Origin of the sequence: Nocardioides sp. (genome assembly GCF_035703625.1) — a bacterium.
In the GTDB taxonomy this organism is placed as follows: domain Bacteria; phylum Actinomycetota; class Actinomycetes; order Propionibacteriales; family Nocardioidaceae; genus Nocardioides.
The window spans coordinates 1-26608 of record NZ_DASSXS010000253.1 but is presented as its reverse complement, the minus strand read 5'-3'; the positions used below and the strand labels follow the sequence as shown (position 1 = coordinate 26608).

Sequence of the window (26608 nt, the reverse complement as noted above, 5' to 3'; positions counted from 1 at the left end):
GGGTACGGCGGTCACCGGTGCCGTGACAGCATGTGAGCGTGGCCCTGACCGTGACGCGGCCGCCCCGTCGACTGGCGGCGGCGGGGACGCTCCTTCTCGCGCTGTCGGCCTGCAGCGCCACCGGTGAGCAGGACGACTCCTCGGCCCAGCCGGAGGCGTCGCCCGAGAGCTCCCACGACGGTGATCAGGCCGCGGAGGCGGCGGCCGCGCCCAAGCCGCTGCGTCCCGGTGAACGGCGCGTGACCCTGCGGATGCCCGAGCCCTACGAGCCGTCGGCTCCCCACGGGGCCGGCACCGACGACTACCGCTGCTTCCTGCTGGACCCCGGGCTCGACCGCGACGCCTGGCTGACCGGCACCAACGTGCTGCCCGGCAACCCCGACGTCGTGCATCACGTCATCCTCTTCCGGGTCCCGCCCGACCAGGTCGACAGCGCGGAGAGCATGGACGCCGCGACGACGGGGGAGGGGTGGACCTGTTTCGGCGGCACCGGCCTCGACGTGGTCGAGAGCCTCGACGACGCGCCCTGGCTGGGCGCGTGGGCTCCCGGTGGCGCGGAGACCGTCAACCAGGCCGGGTACGGCGTCCGCCTCGACCAGGGCTCCCGGATCGTGATGCAGGTCCACTACAACCTGCTCGCCGGCACCGACGAGGACGTGTCGGCCACCCAGCTGCGGCTCGCTCCGATCGACCGGCGGTTGACCGAGCTGAGGACCATGCTGCTGCCGGCTCCGGTCGAGCTGCCGTGCCGTCCCGCCCACGACCAGGGCGCGCTGTGCGACCGGGACGCCGCGGTCGCCGACGTGCAGGAGCGCTTCGGCCGGGCGGGCGGAGCGGCCGACGGCCTCTACTTCCTGTGTGGTGGCGGGCCGCGGCCCGGCAACGTCCAGTCGTGCACCCGGACCGTCTCCGAGCCGGCGACCGTCCGAGGCGTGGCCGGCCACATGCACCTGCTGGGCCGCTCGATCGAGGTCGAGGTCAACCCGGGCACCGACCGGGCGCGGACCATCCTCGACATCCCGGTCTGGGACTTCGACAACCAGGGAGCCACACCGGTCAAGCCCTACCGGCTGGCGGCCGGGGACACCGTCAAGGTGACCTGTCGGCACGTGCAGTGGCTGCGTGACGAGCTGCCGGCGTTCGAGGGCCAGCCCGAGCGCTACGTGGTGTGGGGGGAAGGCACCACCGACGAGATGTGCCTGGGCATCCTGCAGGTCACCGGGCCCTGACGCACCTCTGGGGCCCAATCGAGTGGGCCCAGCGCCCCTGCTCCCGTAACATGGACGTGCTCACATCGTCGACCGGAAGGACCGCCCCCACCGGGCATCCATGACTGACACGCAACATCGCGAGGGAACTCCCGGCACCCGCCACACGGTGGAGGTTCCGAACAGCATCAACATGGTCAGCCTTCTCGGGCCCGGCGACGAGCACCTCGGTCTGATCGAGAAGGCCTTCGCGGCCGACATCCACGTCCGCGGCAACCAGATCACGATGACCGGCGACCCCGGCGAGGTCGCCCTCGCCGAACGGCTCCTCGACGAGCTGGTCGCGATCATCCGCACCGGTCAGGGCGTCACCGTCGAGACCGTCGAGCGGGTCCTCCACATGCTCCGGGCCGAGACGAGCGAACGCCCCGCCGACGTGCTCTCGCTCAACATCCTGTCCAACCGGGGCCGCTCCATCCGGCCCAAGACGCTGAACCAGAAGCGCTACGTCGACTCCATCGACAAGCACACGATCACCTTCGCGATCGGCCCGGCCGGCACCGGGAAGACCTACCTCGCCGTGGCCAAGGCGGTCCAGGCGCTGCAGTCCAAGAACGTCAACCGGATCATCCTGACCCGGCCCGCGGTCGAGGCCGGCGAACGCCTCGGCTACCTGCCGGGCACCCTCAGCGAGAAGATCGACCCCTACCTGCGGCCGCTGTACGACGCGCTGCACGACATGATCGACCCCGACTCGATCCCGAAGCTGCTCGCCGCCGGGACCATCGAGGTCGCGCCCCTGGCGTTCATGCGCGGCCGGTCGCTGAACGACTCCTACATCATCCTCGACGAGGCCCAGAACACCTCTCCCGAGCAGATGAAGATGTTCCTCACCCGGCTCGGTTTCGGCTCGAAGATCGTGGTCACCGGCGACGTCACCCAGATCGACCTGCCCGGCGGCACCCGGTCGGGGCTCAAGGTGGTCGAGGACATCCTCGAGGGCGTCGAGGACGTCTGCTTCAACCGGCTGACCAGCCACGACGTCGTCCGGCACCGTCTGGTCGGGAGGATCGTCGCGGCCTACGACGACTTCGACGCACGCAACGACTTCTCCGGGCAGAAGGCCGGCAAGCCCGGTAGCCGTTCATGAGCATCGAGGTACTCGACGAGTCCGGCCGCGACCTCGACGTACGACACCTGGCGTCGCTGAGCCGGTTCGTGCTGGACAAGATGCGGGTGCACCCGCTGGCCGAGCTGTGCATCAAGGCCGTCGACGAGGAGACGATCGCCGGGCTGAACGCGCAGTGGATGGACAAGGAGGGCGTCACCGACGTCCTGGCCTTCCCGATGGACGAGCTGCGGCCCGGACTGGTCAACGAGGAGCCCGAGGAGGGCGTGCTCGGCGACCTGGTGCTGTGCCCGGCCGTGGCCGAGCGCCAGGGGGAGACCGCGGGCCACGGCGCCCTCGCCGAGGTGGAGCTGCTGACGGTCCACGGGATCCTCCACCTGCTGGGTTACGACCACGCCGAGCCCGAGGAGAAGGCGGAGATGTTCGGACTGCAGGACCGGCTGCTCGCCGAGTGGCGGGCGCTCGAACCGCAATGATCCACCGGAACGTTCCGCTCGCTGCACTCACGCTTCGCCGGGGACCCCGATGACTTCTGCCGACGTGTGGCTGGTCGTCGCGGCCGCCGCCCTGGTGGTGCTCGCCGGGCTCTTCTCGGCGGCCGACGCCGCCCTGTCCTCCGCCTCTCGTGCCCGCGCCGACGAGCTGCTGGCCGAGGGACGCGCGGGTGCGAGGCGGCTGACGGAGCTGCTGGCCGACCCCGTCCGCTACCTCAACACCGCGCTCTTCCTGCGCCTGCTCTGCGAGATCGCGGCGACGGTGATCGTGACCCAGCTGGTCCGCAACGCCTGGGACGGCGCCTTCTGGTCGGCCGCCGCCACCTCCATCGGCATCATGCTGGTCGTCTCCTTCGTGGTGATCGGGGTCGCCCCGCGAACCCTGGGCCGGCAGCACCCCGAGCGCGTCGCCCTCGCCTCCGCAACGCCGCTGTACGTCGTCACCACCGTGCTCGGCCCGCTCCCGCGGCTGTTGATCCTGATCGGCAACGCGATCACGCCTGGCCGCGGCTTCCGCGAGGGACCGTTCTCGACCGAGACCGAGCTCCGCGAGCTGGTCGACTTCGCGGAAGCGTCGGCCGTCATCGAGTCCGGCGAGCGGAAGATGATCCACTCGGTCTTCGAGTTCGGCGACACCATCGCCCGCGAGGTGATGGTCCCGCGCACCGACGTGGTCTACATCGAGCGCTACAAGAACCTCCGCCAGACGATGTCGCTGTTCCTGCGCAGCGGCTTCTCCCGGGTGCCGGTGATCGGCGAGAACCTCGACGACGTCCTGGGCTTCGCCTACCTCAAGGACCTCGTCCGACGTGACTTCGAGGCGCCCGACGTGGAGTTCACCCAGCGGGTGGAGGAGGTGATGCGCCCGGCCCACTTCGTGCCCGACTCCAAGCCGGTGGACGCCCTGCTCGCGGAGATGCAGGCCGACCGCCAGCACATCGCCGTCGTCGTCGACGAGTACGGCGGGACGGCCGGCCTGATCACGATCGAGGACCTGCTGGAGGAGATCGTCGGCGAGATCACCGACGAGTTCGACGAGGACGAGATCGAGGTGGAGGTCCTCGACGAGGGCTCCGCGCGGGTCTCCTCCCGGTTCCCCGTCGACGACCTCCACGAGCTGTTCGGGTTCGAGGTCGACGAGGAGGACGTCGACAGTGTCGGCGGCCTCATGGCCAAGCACCTGGGTCGCGTCCCGATCCCCGGCTCGCACGTGGAGGCACACGGCCTGCGCTTCGAGGCGGAGCAGACCACCGGACGTCGCAACAAGATCGGGACCGTCCTGATCACCCCGGCGGCGGCTGAGGAGACCGAGCACCACCGGGAGGCAGCCGATGGCTGAGGGAGCGGTGGAGCTGTCCGCCGAGGACGCCAAGCTGGTCACCCTGGCCCGCGCGACCAGGGCCCGGGTGCGGTCGGCCGAGGGCGCCGCCTGTCGCGACAGCGACGGGCGCACCTACGCCGCGGCCACCGTCGACCTGCCCTCGCTGCGGCTCTCCGCCGTGCAGGTCTGCGTCGCGATGGCGGTCGCCTCGGGCTCGCGGGGCCTGGAGGCGGCCGTGGTGCTGACCGACGCCGACACGGTGGACCCCCAGGACCTGGCTGCCCTGGGCGACCTCGGCGGAACCGGCGTCGTCGTGCACCGCGGCGACCCGGCGGGGCGGAGCGTCCAGACGGTTCACCACCCCTGACCGTCGGGGTCCGCTAGGTTTGAGACGTGCCTCTCCGGCGTGGGTGGGACCAGCATCGCGCAGCCGTCGACCGGCTGTGCTCCTCCTACGCTGCCCTCCCTGACGGCGTGCCGGTGAGGCTGGCCAAGCCCACGTCCAACCTGTTCCGGCCCCGGGCGAGATCCGCCGCCGGCCTCGACGTCTCGGGCCTCACCGGCGTGATCGACGTCGATCCGGCCACCCGGACCGCGGAGGTCCAGGGCATGTGCACCTACGAGCACCTGGTCGACGCCACCCTCCCGCACGGGCTGATCCCCCTGGTCGTCCCCCAGCTGCGCACGATCACCCTCGGCGGCGCCGTGACCGGGCTCGGCATCGAGTCCACGAGCTTCCGGAACGGATTCCCGCACGAGTCGGTCCTCGAGATGGACGTGCTCACCGGTGCCGGCGAGGTGGTCACCACCCGGCCCGGCGACGACCTGTTCGACGCCTTCCCCAACTCCTACGGCTCGCTGGGCTACGCCACCCGGTTGCGGATCACGCTCGAGGAGGTCCCGGGGCACGTGTCGCTGCGGCACCTCCGGTTCGACGAGGCCGGGATGCTCGCCAAGACGCTGGCCGAGGTCGTCGAGACCGGCCGCTACGACGGATCCGCGGTCGACGCCGTCGACGGCGTCGGGTTCGCGCCCGACGAGCTCTACCTCACCCTCGCCCGCTGGGACGACGGCGCCGTTGGTGACGATCATGATGAGGCACCCCCCAGCGACTACACAGGCAACCGGATCTTCTACCGGTCGCTCCAGCAGCGCGAGACCGACCGGCTGACCACCTACGACTACCTGTGGCGGTGGGACACCGACTGGTTCTGGTGCTCGCGCGCCTTCGGCGCCCAGCACCCCGTCGTACGCCGGCTCTGGCCACGCCGCTGGCGGCGTTCGGACGTCTACCACCGCCTGGTCCGCCTGGACCAGCGGTTCGGGATCGCGGACCGGCTGGACCGCCGGGCCGGTCGGCCGCAGCGCGAGTCGGTGATCCAGGACGTGGAGGTCCCGGTCGACCGGTTGCCGGAGTTCCTGGCCTGGTTCGACGAGCAGATCGGCATGCGGCCGGTCTGGTTGTGCCCGGTGGTCGCGCAGCGCGCCTGGCCCTCCTACCCGCTCGAGCCGGGCGTCACCTTCGTCAACATCGGCTTCTGGGGCACGGTGCACGTCGGCCCCGAGGCCGCGGACGCGCCGCTGAACCGCGCCATCGAGGACAAGATGCTCGAGCTCGGCGGCCACAAGTCGCTCTACTCCGAGGCGTTCTACGACCGCGACACCTTCGACCGCCTCTACGACGGGCCGAACCTCGCCCGGGTCAAGGCGATCCACGACCCCGACGACCGACTGACCACCCTCTACGACAAGGCGGTGCGACGACTATGACCATGAAGATCGGCGAGGCGATGGAGTCTCTCCTGCGTGGCGGGATGCCGGTGCGCTTCACGGCGTACGACGGCAGCTCGGCGGGCCCGCCGGACGCGGAGATCGGGCTGGAGCTGGTCAACCCTCGCGGCCTGGCCTACCTGCTCACCGCGCCAGGCGACCTGGGCATGGCGCGCGCCTACGTGTCCGGCGACCTGCTCCTGCACGGCGTGCACCCGGGGGATCCCTACGACGCGCTGGTCCTCCTGCAGAACAACCTGTCGTTCCGGGCCCCCTCGCCGTCGGAGGCGGTGGAGCTCGTCCGCAGCCTCGGCCTCGGCACCCTCCGGCCACCGCCGCCTCCGCCGGGCGAGGCGCTTCCGCGGTGGCGGCGCGCGATGGAGGGACTGCGACACTCGATGGGCCGCGACGCCGAGGTCATCTCCCACCACTACGACGTGTCCAACGCGTTCTACGAGCTCGTCCTCGGGCCCTCGATGACCTACACGTGCGCGGTCTACCCCAGCGCGGACGCGACGCTCGAGGAGGCGCAGTTCGAGAAGTACGACCTGGTCGCCCGCAAGCTCGACCTGCAGCCCGGCCAGCGGCTGCTCGACGTCGGCTGCGGGTGGGGCGGGATGGTGAGGCACGCCGCCCGCGAGTACGGCGTCCGGGCCCTGGGTGTCACCCTCTCGCGGCAGCAGGCGTCCTGGGCGAAGGAGGCGATCGACCGCGAGGGCCTCGCCGACCTGGCCGAGGTGCGCCATCTCGACTACCGCGACGTCATGGAGTCCGACTTCGACGCGGTCAGCTCGATCGGCCTGACCGAGCACATCGGCGTACGCAACTACCCGGCGTACTTCGCCCATCTGCGCGACCGGCTGCGCCCCGAGGGACGGCTGCTCAACCACTGCATCACGCGGCCCCACAACCACCGCCAGGACATCGGCGCGTTCCTCGACCGGTACGTCTTCCCGGACGGGGAGCTCACCGGTGCCGGGCGGATCATCACCGAGGTGCAGAACGTCGGCCTCGAGGTCATGCACGCCGAGAACCTCCGCCGCCACTACGCCCTCACGCTCGCGGCGTGGTGCCAGAACCTGAAGGACAACTGGGACGCCTGCGTCGCCGAGGTCGGTGAGGGCACCGCCCGGGTCTGGGGCCTCTACATGGCCGGCTCGCGGCTGGCGTTCGAGCGCAACGAGATCCAGCTCGACCACGTGCTGGCGGTGCGTACCACCGAGGCCGGAGACGACGGCTTCCCGCTCCGCCCCACCTGGTGACCCGCCCGAAAGTTTCGGGCGGGTCAGCGCCTAGCCTTGGGGCGTGAGCACCAGGGCCCGGCGGTACGACGCGCAGCTCGTGGCCCGGGACACCCTCTCGCCGCACCTGCTCCGCCTCACCCTCGCCGGCGACGGTCTGGCGGGGTTCGAGTCGACCGGCATCCCGGACGAGTGGGTCGGCCTGATCGTGCCCGGGCAGTTCCAGTGCCGCTACTACACGGTGCGGTCGTGGGACGGAGGCGAGCTGGTCCTCGACGTCGTCGTCCACGAGGTCGGGCTGGTGACCGAGTGGGCGACCCGGGACTGCGTCGGTGACCAGGTCACCGTCACCGAGCCGCGCGGCTCGTTCGCGATGCCGGCCGGGGCCGAGTGGCTGCTGCTGGTCGGTGACCTGACGGCGATGCCGGCCATGGCCAGGATCGCCGAGACGATGCTCGACCGGACCGAGCCCGTGGAGACCAGGATCTGGGCCGAGGTGCCCGACGACCTGGCCGGCTACCTCCCGGAGGGCCCCGACGTCACCTGGCTCGACCCGCCGGGAGAGGCACAGAGCGCCCTCGCGGCGGTGGTCGAGTCGATCGACTGGCCGCCCGGCGACGGCTACTTCTGGATGGCCGGGGAGTCCGCCCAGATGCGGGCGATCCGCAAGCACCTGATGCGCGAGCGGCAGCTGCCCAGCGCGGCGTACGACGTGATGGGCTACTGGCGCGGCGTGACCCGGCGCCAGCCGCGCGCGGTCGACCCGGGGCCGATCTGGCGCGCCGGCAAGGCGGCCGGCAAGTCCGACGAGCAGATCTGGGCCGAGTACGACGAGGCGCGCGATGGCTGAGCCCGAGACCCCGGCCCACCGCAGCGGCTTCGCGTGCTTCGTCGGCCGCCCGAACGCGGGCAAGTCGACCCTGACCAACGCCTTGGTGGGCTCCAAGGTCGCGATCACCTCCGACAAGCCGCAGACCACCCGCACCGTCGTGCGCGGGATCGTGCACCGCCCCGACGCCCAGCTCATCCTCGTCGACACCCCCGGCCTGCACCGGCCCCGCACCCTGCTCGGGGAGCGGCTCAACGACCTGGTCCGCACGACCTGGGCCGAGGTCGACGTGGTCGCGGTGTGCTTCCCGGCCGACGAGAAGATCGGGCCCGGAGACCGGTTCATCGTCGGCGAGCTGGCCAAGGTGCGACGTACGACGAAGATCGCGGTCGCGACCAAGACCGATCTGGCGACGCCCGAGCGGATCGGCACCCACCTGCTCGACATCGCAGAGCTCGGCCGGGCGACCGAGACCGAGTGGGCGGAGATCGTGCCGGTCTCGGCCAGGTCGGGTGACCAGGTCTCGCTGCTGGCCGACCTCCTCGTCGGGCTGATCCCGGAGGGACCCCAGCTGTACCCCGACGGGGAGCTCACGGACTCCCCGGAGGAGATGATCGCGGCCGAGCTGATCCGGGAGGCGGCCCTCGACGGCGTCCGCGACGAGCTCCCGCACTCGATCGCCGTGGTGGTCGAGGAGATGGGACTGCGCGAGGGCCGGGCCGAGGACAGGCCGCTCCTCGACATCCACGCCAACCTCTTCGTCGAGCGGTCCTCCCAGAAGGGGATCGTGATCGGCCACAAGGGCTCGCGCCTGCGCGCCGTCGGCACGGCGGCCCGGCACCAGATCGAGGCGATGCTCGGCACCCCGGTCTACCTCGACCTGCGGGTCAAGGTCGCCAAGGACTGGCAGAAGGACCCGCGCCAGCTGCGTCGGCTGGGGTTCTAGCGGCCGCTGACTTCGGCCTGACCCGAATCCGTCCACAGCGCACTGCTTCGTCGTGGCTTCCACAGTCCCGCCCGGCAGCGGTCGCGCACGTACCCGAGCCGGGCACCCTTGCGACATGGACGATCTCGCCATTGCCGATCTCATGGTGCTGCAGAGTGGCGTCATCTCCCGGCGCCAGGTGCTGGTGGAGGGCGGCGGCCGTGATCATGACATCGCCCGACTGCTCCGCCGCCGGGTCTGGGCCCGGCTCCACGACGGTGTGTACGTGGATCACACAGGTGAGCCGAGCTGGAAGCAGCGCGCGTGGGCGGCGGTGCTCTACCACTGGCCGGCCGCCCTGGACGGGGTGTCCGCGCTGGCTGCGCACGGCGTGCGCGCCACCGGGGCACGGTCGGGCTCGCGGATCGAGGTCGCGATCGACCGCACCCGCAGCGTGGCGAAGGGAGCCGGGATCTCGGTCAGCCGCCGCACCGACTTCGACGTCCAGGCGCAGCTGAACCTCAGTCCGCCGCGGGTGCGCGTGGACCATGCCCTGCTGACCGTGGCGTCGAGATCGTCCACCGAGGAAGGCGCTGTCGCCCTGCTCGCCGATGCCTGCCAGTGGCGGCACACGACGCCGGACCGGCTAGCGGAAGCCCTGCGTCAGCGATCGCACCTGGCTCGACGGCAGCTCCTGCTCTCGATCCTGCAGGACGCGGCCAACGGTGCCTACTCCGTCCTGGAGCGTCGATATCTCGTGCGGGTCGAGCGTCCCCACGGACTTCCGACAGCCACTCGGCAGCGCCGGGTCCAGATCGGTCGACGCGTCTACTACCGAGACGTCGAGTACGTCGACCTGCACACCACCGTCGAGCTCGACGGCCGGATCGGTCATGAGGCGATGGGGGACCGGTGGGCGGACCTGGATCGCGATATCGATGCAGCCGTGCGCGGTGATGTCACGGTCCGAGTCGGCTGGAAGCAGGTGCTCGACCCGTGTCGTCTCGCCGCGGCGGTCGCTCGGATCCTGATCGCACGAGGCTGGACGGGACGCCCGCGCCCGTGCCACCCCGGATGTCCGCTCACCCAGGGTTGTGTAGATCGTCCGTCGTCAGCTGCATGAGGATCTACACAGATCGCCTCGAACAGCCTGAGCGGCCGCTACTGGTCGGTCCGCGCCCAGCAGATGGAGCGCCGGTTCCCGGCCTCCCACTCGGCCTCGTGGAACCACGTGTAGCCGTAGTCGTAGTCCACGGGGTAGCTCAGCCAGGCGCCCACCGAGTCGGAGCAGAAGTCGCGGGTCTTCACCTCGACCACCCGGTCGCCGGGGTACTTCTCGCTGGCCTCGCCGACCTTGATCGTGGTCACCGCGCGCCAGTTGTGCTCCTCCGAGCAGGGAATCTTCGGCGCCTCGGCGACCGAGTCGCCGTTGACGCAGACCATCCACCGGTCGGCCTGCCGGAGCAGGAGGCCCTCGGCGGTCCGGGGCAGGTCGACGTACGACTCGCTCTGGTCGCCACCGCCGACGATGTCGCAGCGATACCACCGCGCGCCCTCGTCCCACGCCTTCTCGGACGGCCGGAACCAGGCCCAGCTGACGACGGTGCGCATCACCACGCTCTCGTCGGCCCCCAGGAACGTCATGAACTTCTCGCTGCACCGGTCGTAGGCGAACGCGCCCACCTCGGGATCGTCGTAGCCCGCGTCGTCGAGCGCCGCCGGCAGCTGCCCGACGGCATACGTCTCGGCGTTGTGCTGCTCCTCGCAGTTCACGGTCTCGGTGGCGTTGCTGGGCAGCGCGACGTCGTCGGGAGTCAGCACGCGGCAGGCCCCGAGCTCGGGCGCCTCGACCGCGTCGACCAGCTCGGGGTCGACGTTGCTGCCCTGTCCGTCCTCCCCGCAGCCGGTCACGAGGAGGACCAGCACCAGGGCCAGAGCGCGCACGACGCGAGACATACGCGGCCCCTCCAGACGGCTCGACGATCGGTCGGATGGCGCGATGGTACCGCCGTGCCGGGCCGCCGCAGCATCACTCCATGAGGAGCGCCGCCAGCGTCCCGCCCAGCTCGTACGCCGCGGCGCGCTCCTCCTCGCCCACGTCGCCGAGGACTTCCAGCGTCTCCGCGGCCTGGTTCCACGGCAGCGCGCCGACGATCGCGAGCACCGACCTGACGGCTCCCGTCGTGTCGTATCGACCGTGGACCCACAGCCCGAACGGCTTCTTGCCCCCGCCTCCCGCCGCGGCGGATCCGTCCTCGGAGAGCGCGCCGCCGGCGTGCAGGAAGATCGTGTCGAAGAAGTGCTTGAGTGCGCCGCTCATGTAGCCGAAGTTCGCGGTCGTCCCCAGCAGGTAGCCGTCGGCGGCGAGGACGTCGTCCGCATCGGCCTCGAGGGCCTGCTTGACGACCACGTCGACACCCACGACCTCGTCGTCGTTGGCGCCGGCGACCACGGCGTCGGTCAGGGACTGCACCAGCTCCGTGGGGGAGTGGTGGACGATCAGCAGTCGGGCCACACGATGACGGTAGCCGCGATCAGCCGTTGCGGTGGCGACGGTGCTTGTGGTGCCGCCTGTGGCGCAGCTCCCGCCCCTTCCGCAGGACCTTCTCCTCCGCGGCTCGTGACTTGGCCAGCTGGCGGGTGTCGCGCGGGGGCAGCTGGATGGTCTCCTCGGCCGCCACGCCGGACTGCAGCTCGCGCCCTCGCTCCAGCTCGGAGTTGAGCTCGGCGCCGAACAGCAGCGCGAGGTTGGTCAGCCAGAGCCACAGGAGGAAGACGATCATGCCGGCCAGCGCGCCGTAGGTCCTGTCGTAGGAGCCGACCGTGGCCACGTAGAAGCCGAAGCCCGCCGTCAGCACGCTCCAGATCACGATCGCCAGGACGGCCCCGACACTGACCCAGCGGAACCGTGGCTGCCGGATGTTGGGCGTCGCGTAGTAGAGCAGGGCCACGATGACCACGACCACCGCGAGCAGCACCGGCCACTTGACGATGTCCCAGATCAGCACACCGGACGCACCGAGGCCCAGCGCGTCGCCGACGGCGAGGGCGACCGGGCCGGTCAGGACGAGGGTCAGCAGTACGGCGGCGGCGAGCACGACGAGCACCACGGTCAGCACGAGCATCGCCGGTCGCAGCTTCCAGATCGGCCGTCCCTCGCCGATCTCGTAGATCCGGTTCATGGCCCGGCCGAACGCACCGACGTACCCGCTGGCCGACCACAGCGCCCCCGCGAGGCCCAGCACGAGCGCCGGCCCGGCCGCCTGCGAGCGGCTCAGCTCCGTCAGCGTGGGCTCGATGCCGTCCACGATGGAGCCACCGCCGAGGGTGCTGAGGATCGAGAGCACCTCGTCGACGGCGTCGTCACTCTGCTCCACCAGGCCGAGGAGGGACAGCAGGGCGATCGCGGCCGGTAGCACGGCGAGGACGGCGTAGTAGGTCAACGCGGCGGCGAGGTCGGTGCACTCGTCGGAGGTGAACTCGCGCAGCGTCCGGCGCGCCACGTAGCGCCAGGTGCGAGGTTCCAGCTCGGTGGGGGAGGCCAGCTTGCCGGCATCGGGCTCGGCGACGAGCCGGGTCTCCCGCTGGTCGGCCAGGGTCATGGACCACCCGTGCCCGTCCGGACCAGGTTCATGCAGGTGGGGCGGCCGATCACGTCCAGGGGACGAGTCGCCGCGCGCGATCGTGCAGCAGCGCGGCGCGCGCGGCGTTCCGGCCGCAGGCGCCGTGCACGCCACCACCCGGATGCGCCGAGGCCGAGCCCAGGTAGAGACCGGGGACTCCCGTCTCGGCGCGGCCGAGGCCGGGGACGGGGCGGAACACGAGCTGCTGGTGCAGCTGGGCGGTGCCCCCTCCGACCGCGCCACCGATCAGGTTGGCGTCCCTCGCCTCGAGCTCGCGTGGGCCGAGGATCCTGCGGGCGACGACCCGGCTGCCGAAACCGGGGGCCAGGCGTTCGATCCTCTCCTGCATCCGGTCGGCGAACCGCTCGCAGTCGTCGCGGTCCCAGACGCCCCGGATGTCGCCTTCGCCGGCGTCGTACGCCGTCTCCTGTGGTACGTGGGCGTAGGCCCACATCGACTCCGTCCCGGCAGGAGAGCGGGTCGGGTCGGTGGTGGTCATCTGTCCGGCCAGCAGGAACGGCCGGGCCGGGATCGCCCCGGCGGCCACCTGCCCGAGCGCCTCGGTGAGCTCGGCAGTCGAGTCGGCGACGTGCACGGTGCCGGGCGGGTACGCCGGCTGCTGTGCCCAGGGCACGGGTCCGTCCAGCGCCCAGTCGACCTTGACCGTGCTCGGGTCCATCCGGAAGTCCCTCATCCCCCGCACCACGCGGGCCGGGCGGTCCGCCGGGTCGAGCAGGCGTCCGAACAGGTGGGGGGCGGCCACGTCGGCAACGACGGCCCGGCGAGCGACAACTCGCTCCCCGTCGGCCAGTCCGACGCCGCAGGCGCGGCCGTGGGAGGTCAGGACCCGGGTCACCTCCGCGCCGCAGCGGATCTCGCCGCCCAGCGTGGTGAACCGGCGGGCCAGTGCCCGGCTCAGCTCTCCGGCGCCGCCTTCCGGCACGGGAAACCCGACCGACTGGCCCAGCATCGTCATCATCAGCGCCATCAGCCCCGACCCCGGTGCGTCGAGCGGGATGTCACTGTGGCCCGCGTTTCCGGCGAGCAGGAGTCGCGGCCCGATGCCGTCGAACCGGGTCCGGCCCAGCTCGGTGGCCGGCGTCAGCAGGGTCCGGACGAAGTCCAGCCCACCGACGCCGCGGAGTCGGGTCAGACCCGCCAGTGCCGCGCGGACTGGTGGGAACGGCGTCAGCAGGCCGTCGACCAGCTGACCGCCGATCCGGTCCCACTCGCCGCAGAGGTCGAGCCACGCCTGCCCGTCCCCGGGAGCTGCGGAGTCCATCAGGGCGGCGGTGACCTCCCGGTCGCGGTGCAGCAGGGCCCAGTCCTGGTCCGGGAGCGGGTGCCCCAGCACGGCGGGCGCGTGCCGCCAGCGCAGGCCGTGCTGCTCGAGCCTCAGCTCCCGGATGGCGGTCGAGACGGCGGCCAGGGGGTAGAAGGCGCTGAACGTGTCGTGCACGAACCCGGGGTGGACGTCCTCCGCGCTGCGCACGGCACCGCCGACCTCGGGCTGGGCCTCCAGCACCACGACCGACCAGCCGCGGTCGGCGAGGTGGTTGGCGGCGACCAGGCCGTTGGGGCCGCCGCCGACCACGACGGCGTCGTAGGTCACGGACGTCGTTCTGCCAGGTATGCGAGGCGCCGCAGGGTCTCCACGTTGCGCCACCGGAGCGCGGGATCGCGCAGGGGCTTGGGCACGAGCGTGGCGGGACCGGCCTCCGCATCCTCCTCGAGCACCACCTCGGTGCCGCCGCCGTTCGGTCGCAGGTGGAGCGCGACCGCCGCCTCGCCGCTGGGCCAGGCGCGGGCCCGCAGGTCGAGCCTGACCCCGGGGTTCGCGTCGACCACCTCGGTGGTGTCGTTCAGCAGGACCGGCCAGGTGCCGACCGAGTGGTGCAGCCGGGCTCCCCGCTCCGGCCAGTCGCCGTCGACCTCGCGCATCCGGGACGCGCCCACCACCCAGAGCGGGTAGAGCCAGCCGTCGGCGAGGATCGCCCAGACCTGGTCGGGGGTGGCGTGGACGAGGCGGGTGTTGGTGCTCACGAGCCGGAACGTACCCGCGGTGTGGCCGCGCATGCGGGGACCGGACGTCTCGCGGCCCGGTCCGCGGGATCCCGCGTCGGTGGGGAGTGGGTTATCGTGGGCCCGTCATGACGAAGCACCTGCCTGTCCTGAGGAGCGCGCTCGGCGCGCGTCTCGAAGGGCTTCTTCGCCGCCGCAGCGAGGTCTGAGCTCCGCCGGGCCCCTCGCTGCGGAGGTCGCGCCACCGGCACCCAGGCGAACCAAGCGAGGAAACCCATGACTTCCATGACCGGACCTTTCGGCAACACCCAGCGGGCCAGCGGCATGCCGGTGCACCGCTACCGACCCTTCCCGCCCATCGACCTCCCCGACCGGACGTGGCCGACCAGGTCGGTGACCCAGGCCCCGCGCTGGCTGAGCACGGACCTGCGCGACGGCAACCAGGCGCTGATCGACCCGATGACACCGGCCCGCAAGCACACGATGTTCGACCTGCTGGTGCGGATGGGCTACAAGGAGATCGAGGTCGGCTTCCCCGCGGCGAGCGAGACCGACTTCAGCTTCGTGCGCCAGCTCATCGAGCAGGACCGGATCCCCGAGGACGTGACGATCTCGGTGCTCACCCAGGCGCGGGAAGACCTGATCGAGCGCACGGTCCAGTCCCTGGTCGGGGTGCACCACGCCAACATCCACCTGTACAACGCGCTGGCCCCGCTGTTCCGCCGGGTCGTGTTCCACGCCGGCCGTGACGAGATCAAGGACATCGCGGTGCGCGGCACCCAGCTCGTCATGAAGCACGCCGAGAACCATCTCGACCGCACCCTCATCGGCTACGAGTACAGCCCCGAGATCTTCACCGGGACCGAGCTGCCGTTCTCGGTCGAGGTGTGCGAGGCGGTCTCGGACGTCTGGCAGCCCGCCGACGGCCGCGAGATCATCCTCAACCTGCCCGCCACGGTCGAGATGGCCACGCCCAACGTGTACGCCGACCAGATCGAGTGGTTCAGCCGGCAGCTGACCCGGCGCGAGCACACCACGGTCAGCCTGCACCCCCACAACGACCGCGGCACGGCGGTCGCGGCGACCGAGCTGGCGATGATGGCCGGCGCCGACCGCGTCGAGGGCTGCCTGTTCGGTCACGGCGAACGCACCGGCAACGTCTGCCTGGTCACCCTCGGCATGAACCTCTTCAGCCAGGGCGTCGACCCGCAGATCGACTTCTCCGACATCGACGAGATCCGGCGGACGGTCGAGTACTGCACCCAGCTGCCGGTCCACCCCCGGCACCCCTACGCCGGCGACCTGGTCTACACGGCCTTCTCGGGCAGCCACCAGGACGCGATCAAGAAGGGCCTCGAGGACCTCGACCGTCGCGCCGACGAGGCCGGCGTCGACGTCGCCGACGTCGAGTGGGAGGCGCCCTACCTGCCCATCGACCCGAAGGACGTGGGCCGGACCTACGAGGCCGTGATCCGGGTCAACAGCCAGTCGGGCAAGGGCGGGGTCGCCTACCTGCTGAAGTCCGAGCACAACCTGGACCTGCCGCGACGCGCGCAGATCGAGTTCAGCCGGGTCATCCAGGAGCGCACCGACACCGAGGGCGGCGAGATGACCGCCGACCAGATCTGGACGGTGTTCTCCGCCGAGTACCTCGACCGGGAGGCGCCGCTGCGACTGAACTCCGTGCACACGTCCTCGGCCGCGGGGGAGCGGGACCAGCTCTCGGTCAACGTCTACGTCGACGGCTCACCGGTCTCGCTGACCGGCGAGGGCAACGGTCCGATCGCCGCGTTCGTCAATGCCATCAACGACCTGCCCGGTGCCAGCACCGGCCCCCGCTGGGACGTCCGGGTGCTCGACTACCACGAGCACGCCCTGTCCTCGGGCGGTGACGCCATCGCGGCGGCGTACGTCGAGTGCGCCGTCTCCGGCGCCTCCGGTGAGTCCGAGGTCCTCTGGGGCGTCGGGCTGGATGCCAACATCGTCACCGCCTCGCTCAAGGCGGTCATCTCGGCGGTGAACCGGGCGACACCCTGACGGGCTAGGTGCGGTGCAGGGGGAGCACCACGGTGATCTCGGTCCCTTCCTGGTGTGCCGACCGCACCGCGACCCTTCCGCCGTGCCCGGAGACGATGCCGGAGACGATGGAGAGCCCGAGACCGGCGCCCTGGATCGCCTTTGCCTGGGCGGTCGAGGAGCGGAAGAACTTCTGGAACAGGCCGGCCTGCTCCTCGTCGGGGATGCCGATCCCGGTGTCGCCCACCGTCAGCCGGGCCTCGGTGTCGGTGCGGGTGAGCCGGACCGTGACCTCGCCGCCGTCCTCGGTGAACTTGACGGCGTTGCTGAGCAGGTTCTCGAGGACCCGCTCGAGCTGCATCCGGTCGCCCAGCACGACGGTCGCCTCGGTGGGTTCGTCGACGTCGAGGCCCAGGTGGCGTCCCCTCGCGAGCTGGACGAGGCTCGCCTCGGCGTACTTCATCAGGTCTGACAGGTCGACCGTCTCGCGCGCCATCTCGACCCCACCGGACTCCAGCTCCCCGATCATCAGCAGGTCGTTGCAGATCGTGATCAGGCGCTCGCCGTTGCGGGCGATGGTGTCGAAGAGCGGGAGCTGTGCGGGGTCCGGCTTGACGATGGAGCCGTCGGTCAGCAGCTCGGTGTAGCCGATGATGCTGGTGACCGGAGTGCGGAGCTCGTGGCTGACCGTCGACACGAACTCGTCCTTGGCCGCATCGAGCTTGCGGAGCCGCTCGACGGCCCTCCGCTCGGTCTCGAGCGCGGTGATGAGCATGGCCTGGCTGTGCCGCTGCTCGGTGACGTCACGCCCCACGCACAGGAAGCCGTTGCGTGCGGCGGGTGCGTCGGCGGCCACGCTGAGGGTCATCGACACCGTCGGTCGCGCCCCGGTGGCCGCGAGCCACGTCCAGTCCTGCACGGGCGTCTCGCCCTGGTCGCCGACGCTCTCGACCAGGGCGGCGAAGGTGCCCGGCCAGGCGCTGCCGGCGGTCCGGGCCTCCAGCTCGTCCGGGTCCAGCAGGTCGGTGAAGGGCATGCCGACGACCTCGTCGGGGTCCCACCCGAGGAGCGCGCTGGCCCCCGAGTTGAACAGCGAGATGCACCCGAGGTGGTCGATGCCGACCAGAGCCGTCGTGTTCGATGCCCTCAGCAGGTGGTCGATCAGCCCGGCGGCTGTCCGCTCGGCCGTGACGTCGATGCCGGTCATCACGACGTAGGCCGCCCGGCCGTCGTCGTCGAAGACGATGTTGTTGTTCCACACCACCCGCAGCAGCCCGCCGTCCGCCCTCGCCACGTCTGCCTCCCGGCTCCCCGGTACGGCGGCGCCGTCGGGGGAGGAGAAGATCTCCTTCACCAGGGACACGCGGTAGGCGGGGACGATCGTCTCCCAGACCGGGCGCCCGAGGATCTGGTCCTCGCTGAAGCCGGTGAGGCCACAGGTGGCGGCGTTGACCCGCACCACGGTGCCCGACATGTCGGCGACCATGATGATGCACGCCGCGGTGTCCAGCGTGGCACTCGTCAGCTGCTCGGCCGCCTCGATCCTGGCTCGCGCATGGTGCTCGGCCGTGACGTCCAGCATCTGCGCGGCGAGCACCGGATCGTCCCCGCCGGAGATGAGCGAGACCGAGACGTCCACGCGGATCCTGGGACGATCGACCAGTCCGAGCTGTGCCGTCCAGCCGTCCCGATGGCCGTCGAGGATCTCCTGCGCGGCCGAGCGGACGAGGGCCGGCTGGTCGACCACCCGGTCGAGATAGCGGCCGACGAGCCGGCCGGTCTCCTCGCCGATCAGGCGAAGGGCCGCTTCGTTGGCGTCGACGATCTCGAGCCGCTCCCGTTGGGGCTTCAGCAGCAGCATCCCGGTGAGCGACTTCGTGAAGTTGCGGCGGAACAGCTCTTCTCGAGCGGTCACGGCATCGAGCAGCTGGCCGCGCTGCTCGACGGTGAGGGTGAGGGGGAGCGACATCAGGGCGGCGCTGAGCAGCCACAGCTGGGCCATCGCACCGGCGCCGGAGACCGTGCTGACGCCGTTCGCGACGTTCGCCGCGAACGGCCCGTGGCCGGCCGCGGTCAGGCCGGTCACCAGCACGCTGGTGCCGAGCAGCTCCCAGGTCAGGGCCCGGACGCCCAACCGGAGCGAGGCCCAGACCAGGAGGGGCAGTGGCGCGAAGGCGATGGCGAGATGCTGCTGGGGCGCGAACACCAGCAGGGTCACCGCGAGCAGGGCGGTGGCCTGGATCGCCAGCTCGGCCAACCGTCGGTCGTGGGCCTTTCGACCCAGGGTCAGCGCGACCGGGACGATCACGAGCGTCGAGGCGGCGTGGGACGCCCAGACGTAGCGCCAGGTGTCGAAGAAGTCGCCGCCCAGGAGCTCGGCGACCGTGAGGGCCCCGCCGGTGGCGACGACGGCGGCCCCGGCGATCGAGGCGCCCACCAGGCGCAGGAAGTCGTCGAGAGACTCGAAGCGGGCGCGCCGGGAGCCGTAGGTCAGCACCAGGCCGGCCACGAGCGCCTCGGCGGCGTTGGCGAGGCCGAACGCGACCGACACCTCGAGCGCGCGACCTCCGGTGATGTTGGCCGCGGTGATGGCGAGGGCGATGCCGAGGGTCAGCACCGGCCACCGGGGGCGTCCGGCGAGCACCAGGAGGCTCACCGAGATGCCGGCGGCCGGCCACCACGTCGCGACCTGCGTGCCCTCGGGAGCGAAATGGACTGCCTGGGTGCCCGCAAGGTAGACCGCGACCAGTGCGCCGAGCGCAGCAAGTGCGCCGACGTACGGGTAACGGCCCGAGCCGGTCATGCCGTCCATTGTCGGTCACGCGGGGCCGGATTGGGTCCGTTTGGGCGCTCCGATCTGAGGTGGCCCGCCGCCACGACTACATTGCGCACCATGCTCGTCTCCGAACGGATCGGCCAATTCTTCCTCGACACGGAATCTTCTCGCGACCGGCTGGAGTACACCGAGTACGGCAGCGGCGAGTCGTGGGTGGTGTTGCTGCACGGGCAGCTGATGCCCCGCCGGATGCACCAGCCGCTGGCCAGGGCGCTCGCCGCCGAGGGCCTGCACGTGGTCACGCTCGACCTCCTCGGTCATGGCCGCTCCGACCGGCCGGCCGACCCGCACGCCTACTCGATGACGGCGTTCGGCAGGCAGGTGATCGCGCTGCTGGACCACCTGGGCGCGCCGCAGGCCGTCATCGGTGGCACCTCACTGGGGGCCAACGTCTCGCTCGAGGTCGCCGACATCGCACCTGAGCGGGTGCGTGGCCTGATCGTGGAGATGCCGGTCCTCAACAACGCGGTGGAGGCGGGCATCCTGGCCTTCGCCCCGCTGATGTTCGCCGCTCGCTTCCTGCCGTTCACGGTCAACGGCGTCCGGATGATCACGCGTCCCATCCCGCGGGGCCTGGTCCCGTTCTGGGTGGGCATCGGCCTCGACACCTGCGACCAGCGGGCCGACTCGGTCGCGGCGGTCGTGCACGGCCTGTTCTTCGGCAGGATCGCACCGTCGTCCCGCGAGCGACGGGCCATCGAGGCGCCCGCGCTGATCGTGGGGCACCCCGCCGACCCGATCCATCCGGCTGCTGACGCCGCGATGCTCGCCGAGGAGATGCCCCACGCCACGTTCGTGAAGGCACGCAGCATCCTGGAGTGGCGCGCCCGGCCGGCGCGGCTGAACCACGAGGCGGCGCAGTTCGCCCTGACCTGCTGGAAATCACCGGGACGGCGCCGACGGACCAGCCCCTGAACGGGGCAGAATGAGGGGGTGCCCCTCTACCGCGACGAGGCGGTCGTGCTGCGCACCCACAAGCTGGGCGAGGCCGACCGCATCATCACCCTGCTGACCCGTCAGCACGGGCGGGTGCGAGCCGTCGCCAAGGGAGTACGCCGCACGAGCTCGCGCTGGGGCTCGCGCCTCGAGCCGTTCACCCACGTCGACCTGCAGCTGGCGGAGGGGCGCAGCCTGGACGTGGTCACCCAGGCCGAGACGCTGACCCCGTTCTGGGGCGGGATCGGGATCGACTACGACCGCTACACCGCGGGCACGGTGATGCTCGAGACCGCAGACCGGCTCGTGGCCGAGGAGCGCGAGCCGTCTCCCCAGCAGTTCCTTCTCCTCGTGGGCGGCCTGCGTGCCATGGCGGGCGGACTGAAGACCCCCAGCCAGGTGCTCGACTCCTACCTGCTGCGCTCCCTGGCGGTGGCCGGCTGGGCGCCGTCGTTCGAGCACTGTGCCCGCTGCGGCGAGGAGGGCCCGCACCGCTGGTTCAACCCTGCCTCCGGCGGCGTGCTCTGCGCCGCCTGCCGGGTGCCGGGCTCGGCCACCCCGGCAGCAGGGACGATCACGGTCCTCGGCGCACTCCTCGCCGGTGACTGGCCGGCGGTGGAGTCCGCCGACCCGCGCCACCTCAGGGAGGCCAGCGGTGTCGTGGCGGCGTACGTCGCCTGGCACCTCGAGCGCGGCCTCCGGTCGCTGGCCTACCTCGAGCGCTGACCGCTGCCTGCGCGGCTCGTGCCGCAGCGCCACCGACGAGCACCGGGCACCCGCTCAGGCCGTGCCGTACCTCCGGTCCCGCCGAGCGTAGGTGTCGACCGCCCGCCACAGGTCCCGGCGGTCGACGTCGGGCCACAGCACGTCGCTGAAGACGAACTCCGCGTAGGCCGCCTGCCAGAGCATGAAGTTCGAGAGTCGCTGCTCGCCCGACGTGCGCCACACGAGATCGGCGTCGGCCGCCTCGGGGACGTAGAGGTGGCGGGCGAAGGTCCGCTCGTCGACCCGGTCGGGGTTGAGGCGTCCGGCTGCGACCTCGCGGGCGATCGACCGCGCGGTGTCGGCCAGCTCGGCGCGGCCGCCGTAGTTGACACACATCGTCAGCGTCAGCACGTCGTTGTCTCGGGTGAGCTCCTCGGCGACCTGCAGCTCCCGGATCACGGACTTCCAGAGGCGCGGGGCGCGTCCGGCCCACCTGACCCGCACCCCCAGCTCGTGCATCTCGTCGCGGCGCCGGCGGATCACGTCGCGGTTGAACCCCATCAGGAACCGGACCTCGTCCGGTGATCGTGACCAGTTCTCCGTGGAGAACGCGTACGCCGAGATCGCCTTGACCCCGATCTCGATCGCGCCTTCGACGACGTCGAACAGCGAGTGTTCACCCTGCTCGTGCCCGGCCGTCCTGGGCAGTCCGCGCTCCCGGGCCCAGCGGCCGTTGCCGTCCATCACGATCGCCACGTGCCGGGGCACCAGCTGTCGGGGCAGGTCCGGCGGCCGCGCACCGGACGGGTGAGGCGTGGGCGGGCGCGCGGATCGCTTCACCGGAGCAGGATAGACCTCGCGGTTCTGGCCCCGGTCCCCTGCGATTCTGGGATCCTTTGTCGACGACTGCGCGGGGACCGGAGAGGCAACTGATGGGGGACGACCTGGAGCAGCGCCCCGTTCGCGGGCCGCTCACGTGGCGGCCTGCCCCCAGGGCCTGGCAGGGGGCCTTCGCCGTCGCTCTCGCCATCGCCCTCCTCCTGCTCGTCGCCGGAGGCGCGTTCACGACCCCGCGCTCGTGGTTCGGGCTCGCCGCCCTGATGGGCGCCATGACCACGCTGCTCGCCCTCACCGTCCCCTGGTCCCGACTCCCGGCGGGCGCCGTCTGCGTCGTGCCGGTCCTGGACATCGCCACCCTGGGGACCGCAGGGCTGGAGGCCTCCGGCTGGGCCCTGGCACCGCTGATGCTGCTCCCCGTGACCTGGTGTGCCGTGGAGCTGCGGCGCCGTGGTGCCGTGGTCGCCACGGTCGCGACCCTGCTGCTCTACGCGCTGCCGGCGCTCGTGCACCCGGCGCCCCGCAGCGCAGAGCTGGCGTGGTCGCTGCTCGCGTCCCTGGGGGCCGCCGGGCTGAGCTTCGCGTTCGCGGGCATCCTGGACGCGGGGGACCTCGAGCGGAAGCGGCTGGCGACCGCACTGGAGACCATCGACCACCAGCAGCGCTTCGCCGATGCCATCCTCGACACCGTCGACGTCGGGCTGCTCCTGCTCGACCGCGACGGCGCCTACCAGACCATGAACCGTCGCCACCGGGACTTCATGCGGCTCGCCTTCCCCGACGGGCACGACGGGTACGCCGGCCAGCTGGGGCTCGTCTTCGACGAGGACGGCTCGAGCCCGCTGGCCCGTGAGCAGATGCCGACGTACCGCGCCAGCCAGGGCGAGGAGTTCGACGACTGCCGGATGTGGGTGGGTGACGACCCCCTGACCTGGCGCGCCCTGTCGGTGTCGGCGCGGACCGTCCGCAACGAGCAGGGCCACTTCGCAGGGGCCGCGCTGGCCTACAAGGACGTGACCGAGTTCATGCGCGCGCTCCGGGTCAAGGACGAGTTCCTGGCCTCGGTCTCCCACGAGCTGCGCACCCCGCTCACCTCGATCCGGGGCTACGTCGACATCCTCCTCGAGCGCGACGACCTCCCTCCCGAGCAGCGGGGACAGCTGGAGGTGGTGGCCCGCAACGGGGAGCGGCTGAACAGGCTGGTCGCCGACCTCCTGCACACGGCCCGGGTCGAGGAGGGACCGATGCACGTGGTGCGCACGAAGCAGGACCTCGGCGACATCGTGCGGGCCTCCGTCGAGGCGGCCGCCCCGGCCGCGCAGGCGGCGGGCGTCGAGCTGCGACTGGACGCCCCTTCGAGCATGCTCACCTTCGTCGACGGCCAGCGCATCGCCCAGGCGGTCGACAACCTCATCTCCAACGCGGTCAAGTACACCCCGCGCGGTGGCCGGGTGGAGGTCCGGCTCGCGGCGGACGGTGGCCGGGTCGAGATCTGCGTGGCCGACTCCGGCATCGGCATCCAGCCGTCCGACCGCGACCGCCTGTTCACCCGGTTCTTCCGGAGCCAGCACGCCGAGGAGCAGTCGGTGCCCGGGCTCGGCCTGGGCCTCGGCATCGCCCGGTCCATCGTGGAGGGCCACGGTGGGCGGATCGACGTCGAGACGGAGGTCGGCAACGGCAGCGTCTTCCGGATCCGGCTTCCGGTCGAGAGCGAGGCGACGGGTCCGGTCGTCCAGGACAGCCCCGTCTGAGCGGGCTCGTTTCAGCGGCAGGAGGCGCAGACGCCGAAGATCTCGAGGGTGTGGCTGACGTCGGCGTACCCGTGCTCCTCCGCGATGGCCCGCGTCCAGCGCTCGACGGCGGGCCCCTCGACCTCCACGGTCGCGCCGCAGGTGCGGCACACCAGGTGGTGGTGGTGGGCGGGCGAGCAGCGCCGGTAGATCGCCTCCCCGTCCTCGGTGCGCAGGACGTCGACCTCGCCGGCCTCCGCGAGCCGCTGCAGGGTGCGGTAGACAGTCGCGAGACCGACCGCCTCGCCGCGTCCGGTCAGCAGCTCGTGGATCTCCTGGGCCGAGCGGAAGTCGGAGAAGGTCCCCAGCACCTCCGCGACCGCGCGACGCTGGCGTGTGGGGCGACCGCCGGGGACCGCGGCCGGGCGGTCGCCGTCAGTGCTCGTCATAGTGCCTCCCGTGCGGCGCGTGCCGGTGCCCGTCGTGGACGTAGTCGACGTGGTCCCCGTGCCGTACGGCGACATGGCCGCACGCCGGGCCGTGGACGTGCGGGTGCTCGTCGGTCACCTCGTGCCGGTCCGGCTCCAGCTCGGCGAACGGGGCGCGCATCCGGCGACGGGCGCGCAGGGCGGCACCCAGCGGCCAGGTCACCGCAAAGATGGCGAGCGCGAGCAGCACGATGGTCGGCCCGGGCGAGACCCGCGCCTGGAAGGACGCGAACGCCGAGATCACCAGGCCGCCGACGGAGGCGACCGTGCCGATGGCCATGGCTCCGAGCAGGGTGGTCCGGAAGGACCGGGTCAGCTGCTGTGCGGCCGCCACCGGAACCACCATCAACGCCGAGACCAGCAGGAGCCCCACGGTGCGCATCGCCACGGTGACGCTCACGGCGGCCAGGACCGCCACCAGCACGTTGTAGAAGCGGACGTTGAGCCCGGCCACCTTCGCGAACTCGTCGTCCTGGGCGACCGCGAAGAGCTGGGGCGAGAGGCCGACGCAGACCAGGACGACGACCGCGGCGAGCACCAGGGTGACCCAGACGTCGGCGCTGGTGATGGTGGTGATCGCGCCGAAGAGGAACCCCTGGAGGTCGGCCGCGTTCTGGCCGGCCAGGCCGGTCACGAGGACGCCGCCGGCGAGGCCGCCGTAGAAGAGCAGCGCCAGCGCCACGTCGCCGTTGGTGTGCCCGCGCTCGCGGATCACCTCGATCAGGATGGCTCCCAGCACCGCGACGACCACGGCCGTCCAGAGCGGGGAGGTGTGGAAGAGCAGCCCGACCGCCACGCCGGTGACGGCGACGTGGCCGATGCCGTCGCCCATGAGGGCCAGGCGCCGCTGCACCAGGTAGGTGCCGACGGCCGGGGCGGCGAGGCCGGTGAGCAGCGCGGCCAGCAGCGCCCGCTGCATGAACTCCAGGGTGAGCAGCTCCATGGGTCAGCGCCTGTCCAGCGGGGACCCGACGTGCGGGGAGTGGTCACGCCCTCCGGGCTCGGAGTGGTGGTGGGTGTGGGCCTCGCCGAAGTCCGGGTGGTGGACCTCGTGGTCGGCCAGGGGCTCGCCGTCGTAGGCGATCCGGCCGTCCCGCATCACCACGGACCGGTCGACCAGCGGTGCCATCGCGCCCAGCTCGTGGGCGACCAGGACCACCGTGCTGCCGCGGCGCTTGAGGGTGTCGAGTGCCTGGGCGAGGGCTTGCTGGTTCGGGAGGTCGACGCCGGCGGTCGGCTCGTCGAGGAAGAAGAGGTCGGGCTGGCCGGCCAGGGCGCGGGCGATCAGGGCCCGCTGCTGCTGGCCGCCGGAGAGCTGGGAGACGCCGTACCTGGCCTCGCGCTCCAGGCCGACCACGCCGATGGCCTCGTCGATCGCGGTGCGGTCGGCGCGGCTCAGCCGGTGGAGCAGCCGCCTGCGGGTCAGCCGGCCGGACGCGACCACCTCCCACACCGAGGAGGGGACACCCGAGGACGCCCCGCTCCGCTGCGGGACGAAGCCCACGCGGTGCCAGTCGCGGAAGTCGTCGAACGGGGTGTCGAACAGCCGGAGCTCGCCGGTGGCCAGCGGCCGCAGCCCGGTCAGCCCGCGCACGAGCGTGGACTTGCCGGACCCGTTGGCTCCCATCAGCGCCAGGAACTCGCCGGACCGGACGACGAGGTCGACCCCGCGCACCACCGGCCGACCAGCGATCGTGATCGCCCCCCTGCGCAGGTCGACGACTGCGTCGCCGCTGGCGCTCGCGGTGGTCATCGGCAGCCGTTCGCTTCCCGCAGGGCGGCGAGGTTGGCCTGCATCAGCGACAGGTAGTCCTCGTCGCCGGTCTCGTCGCTGAGCCCCTCCACGGGGTCGAGGACGTCGGTGCGGATGCCGAGGTCGTCGGCCAGGGTCTCGGAGATCCGGGGGCTGACGAGGGGCTCGGAGAAGACGGTCGTGATGCCTTCGGTGCGGATCAGGTCCTGGAGCCGCGCCAGGTCGCCGGGGGTCGGCTCGGCGCCGGGGGAGCGGCCCGCGATCGGGGCGAACTCGAGTCCGTACCGATCGAGGTAGCCGAAGGCGTCGTGGCTGACGACGACGGTCGTGCGCTCGCAGTCGGCGAGCCCCTCGGTGAAGGCCTGGTCGAGCCCCTGGAGGTCCGCGCGCAGATCGGCGGCGTTGCCGCGGTAGGAGTCGGCGTGGTCGGGGTCGGCGTCGACGAGAGCGTCGGCGACCTCGTCGCCGAGGTCGGCCATCAGCAGCGGGTCGAGCCAGAAGTGAGGGTCGTCGGACCGGACCCGCGGCGCGTTGCCGCTCCCGAAGTCGGGACTGGAGGTGTCGACGACCGTGCCTCCCTCGGAGGCGTCCGCGACGGCGTCGTCGACCGCGGGCTGCACGCCGCCGGCCACGACCAGGACGTCGGCCTCGGCCACGAGCGCGGTCTCCCTGACCGACAGGGTGACGTCGTGGGGCTCGCCCCCGGGCTGGGTCAGCACCTCGACCTGCGCATGGTTGCCGGCGA

At 71.8% G+C, this 26608-nt stretch carries 25 protein-coding genes; 14 read left to right on the top strand and 11 right to left on the bottom strand.

The genetic code is table 11. From position 1 onward, the window contains the following. Positions 1 to 38 precede the first annotated feature (38 nt). From VFN12_RS13150 to VFN12_RS13105, 10 genes are all read left to right on the top strand, one after another. Positions 39 to 1229, top strand: a complete 1191-nt coding sequence (locus VFN12_RS13150) for a hypothetical protein (protein WP_325119162.1) — start codon at positions 39 to 41, stop codon at positions 1227 to 1229. 100 nt (positions 1230 to 1329) lie between these two features. Further along, positions 1330 to 2358, top strand: a complete 1029-nt coding sequence (locus VFN12_RS13145) for a PhoH family protein (protein WP_325119161.1) — start codon at positions 1330 to 1332, stop codon at positions 2356 to 2358. Continuing rightward, a complete protein-coding gene (gene ybeY / locus VFN12_RS13140) occupies positions 2355 to 2813 on the top strand; it encodes an rRNA maturation RNase YbeY (RefSeq protein WP_325119160.1) in 459 nt (152 codons plus the stop codon). Before VFN12_RS13145 ends, ybeY begins: the two co-directional genes overlap by 4 nt. A gap of 49 nt (positions 2814 to 2862) precedes the next feature. Further along, positions 2863 to 4170 carry a hemolysin family protein gene (locus VFN12_RS13135; RefSeq protein ID WP_325119159.1) on the top strand — a complete coding sequence of 436 codons (1308 nt, stop codon included), beginning with the start codon at positions 2863 to 2865 and terminating at the stop codon, positions 4168 to 4170. After that, positions 4163 to 4519 (top strand): cytidine deaminase, encoded by a 357-nt coding sequence (locus VFN12_RS13130; RefSeq protein ID WP_325119158.1) that lies wholly within the window; start codon positions 4163 to 4165, stop codon positions 4517 to 4519. The genes VFN12_RS13135 and VFN12_RS13130 overlap by 8 nt, the downstream gene beginning before the upstream one ends. A 26-nt stretch (positions 4520 to 4545) precedes the next feature. Further along, on the top strand, positions 4546 to 5922 hold the full coding sequence (locus tag VFN12_RS13125; RefSeq protein ID WP_325119157.1) for an FAD-binding oxidoreductase: 1377 nt from the start codon (positions 4546 to 4548) through the stop codon (positions 5920 to 5922). Further along, the gene (locus tag VFN12_RS13120; RefSeq protein ID WP_325119156.1) at positions 5919 to 7184 is read left to right on the top strand and encodes a class I SAM-dependent methyltransferase; all 1266 of its coding nucleotides are present in this window, start codon (positions 5919 to 5921) and stop codon (positions 7182 to 7184) included. Before VFN12_RS13125 ends, VFN12_RS13120 begins: the two co-directional genes overlap by 4 nt. 43 nt (positions 7185 to 7227) lie before the next feature. Continuing rightward, a complete protein-coding gene (locus VFN12_RS13115) occupies positions 7228 to 8013 on the top strand; it encodes a siderophore-interacting protein (RefSeq protein ID WP_325119155.1) in 786 nt (261 codons plus the stop codon). Continuing rightward, on the top strand, positions 8006 to 8938 hold the full coding sequence (gene era / locus VFN12_RS13110) for a GTPase Era (protein ID WP_325119154.1): 933 nt from the start codon (positions 8006 to 8008) through the stop codon (positions 8936 to 8938). The genes VFN12_RS13115 and era overlap by 8 nt, the downstream gene beginning before the upstream one ends. A 115-nt stretch (positions 8939 to 9053) precedes the next feature. Then, the gene (locus VFN12_RS13105; protein WP_325119153.1) at positions 9054 to 10040 is read left to right on the top strand and encodes a hypothetical protein; all 987 of its coding nucleotides are present in this window, start codon (positions 9054 to 9056) and stop codon (positions 10038 to 10040) included. Between the two features lie 38 nt (positions 10041 to 10078). Here VFN12_RS13105 and VFN12_RS13100 read toward each other — a convergent pair whose 3' ends face one another. The 5 genes from VFN12_RS13100 to VFN12_RS13080 form a co-directional block, all read right to left on the bottom strand. Further along, positions 10079 to 10873: a septum formation family protein gene (locus VFN12_RS13100; protein WP_325119152.1), complete on the bottom strand. Its 795-nt coding sequence runs from the start codon at positions 10871 to 10873 to the stop codon at positions 10079 to 10081. A 73-nt stretch (positions 10874 to 10946) separates the two neighbouring features. After that, positions 10947 to 11432: a flavodoxin family protein gene (locus VFN12_RS13095; RefSeq protein ID WP_325119151.1), complete on the bottom strand. Its 486-nt coding sequence runs from the start codon at positions 11430 to 11432 to the stop codon at positions 10947 to 10949. Between the two features lie 19 nt (positions 11433 to 11451). Then, positions 11452 to 12519: a YihY/virulence factor BrkB family protein gene (locus VFN12_RS13090; protein ID WP_325119150.1), complete on the bottom strand. Its 1068-nt coding sequence runs from the start codon at positions 12517 to 12519 to the stop codon at positions 11452 to 11454. Between the two features lie 49 nt (positions 12520 to 12568). After that, on the bottom strand, positions 12569 to 14152 hold the full coding sequence (locus VFN12_RS13085) for an NAD(P)/FAD-dependent oxidoreductase (protein ID WP_325119149.1): 1584 nt from the start codon (positions 14150 to 14152) through the stop codon (positions 12569 to 12571). After that, complete coding sequence (locus VFN12_RS13080) at positions 14149 to 14583, bottom strand: SRPBCC family protein (protein WP_325119148.1); 435 nt, start codon at positions 14581 to 14583, stop codon at positions 14149 to 14151. Before VFN12_RS13080 ends, VFN12_RS13085 begins: the two co-directional genes overlap by 4 nt. A 264-nt stretch (positions 14584 to 14847) precedes the next feature. On the opposite strand from VFN12_RS13080, the gene leuA reads away from it, so the two are divergent. Further along, a complete protein-coding gene (gene leuA / locus VFN12_RS13075) occupies positions 14848 to 16599 on the top strand; it encodes a 2-isopropylmalate synthase (protein WP_414690047.1) in 1752 nt (583 codons plus the stop codon). Between the two features lie 4 nt (positions 16600 to 16603). On the opposite strand, the gene VFN12_RS13070 is transcribed toward leuA, so the two are convergent. Further along, entirely contained in the window at positions 16604 to 19381 is a 2778-nt protein-coding gene (locus VFN12_RS13070) for a PAS domain S-box protein (RefSeq protein ID WP_325119146.1), read from the bottom strand. Positions 19382 to 19471: 90 nt separating this feature from the next. On the opposite strand from VFN12_RS13070, the gene VFN12_RS13065 reads away from it, so the two are divergent. Beyond that, positions 19472 to 20329 (top strand): alpha/beta fold hydrolase, encoded by an 858-nt coding sequence (locus VFN12_RS13065; RefSeq protein ID WP_325119145.1) that lies wholly within the window; start codon positions 19472 to 19474, stop codon positions 20327 to 20329. Positions 20330 to 20347: 18 nt separating this feature from the next. Then, positions 20348 to 21076 (top strand): DNA repair protein RecO, encoded by a 729-nt coding sequence (gene recO / locus VFN12_RS13060; RefSeq protein ID WP_325119144.1) that lies wholly within the window; start codon positions 20348 to 20350, stop codon positions 21074 to 21076. Positions 21077 to 21130: 54 nt separating this feature from the next. On the opposite strand, the gene VFN12_RS13055 is transcribed toward recO, so the two are convergent. Further along, positions 21131 to 21895, bottom strand: coding sequence for an isoprenyl transferase (locus VFN12_RS13055; RefSeq protein ID WP_325119143.1), 765 nt, complete (start codon positions 21893 to 21895; stop codon positions 21131 to 21133). 92 nt (positions 21896 to 21987) lie between these two features. Between VFN12_RS13055 and VFN12_RS13050 the strand changes: the two genes are divergently transcribed. Continuing rightward, positions 21988 to 23643, top strand: a complete 1656-nt coding sequence (locus VFN12_RS13050) for a HAMP domain-containing sensor histidine kinase (RefSeq protein ID WP_325119142.1) — start codon at positions 21988 to 21990, stop codon at positions 23641 to 23643. Between the two features lie 11 nt (positions 23644 to 23654). On the opposite strand, the gene VFN12_RS13045 is transcribed toward VFN12_RS13050, so the two are convergent. The 4 genes from VFN12_RS13045 to VFN12_RS13030 all read right to left on the bottom strand — a co-directional run. Next, entirely contained in the window at positions 23655 to 24071 is a 417-nt protein-coding gene (locus VFN12_RS13045; protein ID WP_325119141.1) for a Fur family transcriptional regulator, read from the bottom strand. Further along, positions 24058 to 25053 carry a metal ABC transporter permease gene (locus tag VFN12_RS13040; protein WP_325119140.1) on the bottom strand — a complete coding sequence of 332 codons (996 nt, stop codon included), beginning with the start codon at positions 25051 to 25053 and terminating at the stop codon, positions 24058 to 24060. Before VFN12_RS13040 ends, VFN12_RS13045 begins: the two co-directional genes overlap by 14 nt. Before the next feature lie 3 nt (positions 25054 to 25056). Further along, the gene (locus VFN12_RS13035) at positions 25057 to 25863 is read right to left on the bottom strand and encodes a metal ABC transporter ATP-binding protein (protein ID WP_325119139.1); all 807 of its coding nucleotides are present in this window, start codon (positions 25861 to 25863) and stop codon (positions 25057 to 25059) included. Continuing rightward, the coding region (locus tag VFN12_RS13030; protein ID WP_325119138.1) for a metal ABC transporter substrate-binding protein at positions 25860 to 26608 on the bottom strand (749 nt) is incomplete at its 5' end. The genes VFN12_RS13030 and VFN12_RS13035, both read right to left, overlap by 4 nt.